The sequence below is a fragment of the Parapedomonas caeni genome, from assembly GCF_041060555.1.
Taxonomy (GTDB): domain Bacteria; phylum Pseudomonadota; class Alphaproteobacteria; order Sphingomonadales; family Sphingomonadaceae; genus CAUJIW01.
On sequence record NZ_JBEUDS010000061.1, the window covers coordinates 1 to 2,177 of the forward strand.

General features: G+C 62.8%; 1 protein-coding gene. It reads left to right on the forward strand.

The features are described 5' to 3' along the window. Positions 1-214 precede the first annotated feature (214 nt). Positions 215-2,053, forward strand: coding sequence for a TonB-dependent receptor plug domain-containing protein (locus ABU113_RS17120; RefSeq protein WP_454560661.1), 1,839 nt, complete (start codon positions 215-217; stop codon positions 2,051-2,053). Positions 2,054-2,177: the final 124 nt, after the last annotated feature.

The window sequence follows — 2,177 nt, forward strand, 5'->3', positions numbered from 1 at the left end:
TGCAAACTCCACCATAACGATGAACCCGGTGGCCACCAGCGACGCCGCATTCCGGGGTGGGGCATGCCCCACCCCGGAATACACCATCGCCTACACCGGAAATTACACCACGAGCGCGGACGCTAACGCATCAACGCCGCCAGCGTGCGCGCGTTGCGTCCGTTTCCCAGCAGCAGAATCGCGTTCAGGGGTAATGAACGAGAGGAACTCGAACGTGACAACCAACAAGACCACCCTTTACCGGGCGGCGTTGAAGGCTGGCGTCGCTACGGCGCTGCTGGCTTCGGCGACACCGGCCATGGCGCAGGAAACCGCGCAGGCATCCGAAGCCGTAGAGACGATCGTCGTCACCGGTTCGCGCATCGCGCGTCCGGATCTGGACAGCGTCAGCCCGGTGACGGTGCTGGGTGCCGAGGAAATCAAGTTCCAGGGTGTGACCCGCACCGAGGATCTCATCAACAACCTGCCGCAGGCGTTCGCCGGACAGGGCTCCAACCTCGCCAACGGCGCCACCGGTACGGCCACCATCAACCTGCGCGGCCTTGGCTCGTCGCGCACCATGGTGCTGATCAACGGCCGTCGCCTGATGCCGGGTGACCCGGCCCAGGCCTCGCCGGTGCCGGACATCAACTTCATTCCGTCGACGATCGTGAAGCGCGTCGATGTGCTGACCGGCGGCGCGTCGTCGGTTTATGGTTCGGATGCCGTCGCCGGCGTCGTCAACTTCGTGATGGATACGGAGTTCGAGGGCGTCCAGGTCGATTCGCAGTACAGCTTCTACCAGCACAACAACAACAACGGCACGGTTCAGAGCCTGCTCAAGCTGCGTAATTTCGCGGTGCCGGACGGCAACACCACCGATGGCGGCACCTTCGACACCACGATGTCGTTCGGCGGCAAGATCGCGGAAGGCCGCGGCCACTTCATGGCCTATGTCGGCTACCGCAAGGCCAACAAGGTGACCCAGGGCGACCGTGACTACTCGGCTTGCGCCGTGAACGGTTCGAGCGCCAACAGCACCGGTCTGGTGTGCGCCGGCTCGGCGACCTCGGCCAACGGCACCTTCTTCACCGACTATTCGGTCGGCGTTGACGATCCGGAGACGGTGGACGATCCCAGCACCCCCGACATCGACGAGGGCAACGACATCGGCACCCGCGGCGGCGACGTTCTGCAGATCGGTTCCGGCCGGGTCTTCACGCCGGGTTCGACCGCGTTCAACTACGCGCCGTACAACTACTTCCAGCGGCCGGACAAGCGCATCACCGCCGGTGCCTTCGCCCACTACGAGATCAATGAACATTTCGTTCCTTACATGGAATTCATGTTCATGGATGATCGCACGAAGGCCGTGATCGCGCCGTCGGGCAACTTCGGCAACACCTTCAACATCAACTGCGACAGCCCGCTGCTGTCGGCCCAGCAGGCAGCCATCGTCTGCGACGACGGCACGGTGTCGGGCTTCAACAATCTGGTCGGCTTCAAATATGACAATCCGACCACGCCGGAGGATGAAACGTCGCCGGCCAAGCTGTTCTTCGACAAGGACGGCAACACTTACTATCGCGGTAACCTGCAGATTCTGCGCCGCAACGTCGAGGGCGGTGGCCGCGTCGCGGATCTGCGTCACACCGACTACCGCATCGTCGCCGGTTCGCGCGGCATCATCGACGACACCTGGAGCTATGACGTCTATGGTCAGTTCTCCAGCGTCGTCTATCAGCAGGTCTATCTGAACGACATGTCGATCACCCGGCTGACCCGGGCGCTCGATGTCGTCACCGATCCGGACACCGGCCTGCCGGTCTGCCGCTCGGTGCTCGATGGCAGCGACACCAACTGCGTGCCCTACGACATCTTCACGCCGGGTGGCGTGACCTCCGAGGCGATCACCTATCTGCAGACCCCGGGTCTGCTGAAGGGCGAAACCAAGCAGACCATCGTCAGCGGCTCTGTCTCGGGCAACCTCGGCGACTACGGCTTCAAGACGCCGTGGGCGGGTGAAGGCGTCGGCGTTGCGTTCGGCGCCGAGTACCGCAAGGAGCAGCTGTGATCCACCCCCATTGAACGGGTCCACCTTGAAGTATGGTTTTGACCATGAAGGAGGACCACAATGGCAAACAAGCGACACAAGCCCGACGAGATCGTCACGAAGCTTCGGCAGGTTGAGGTTTTGC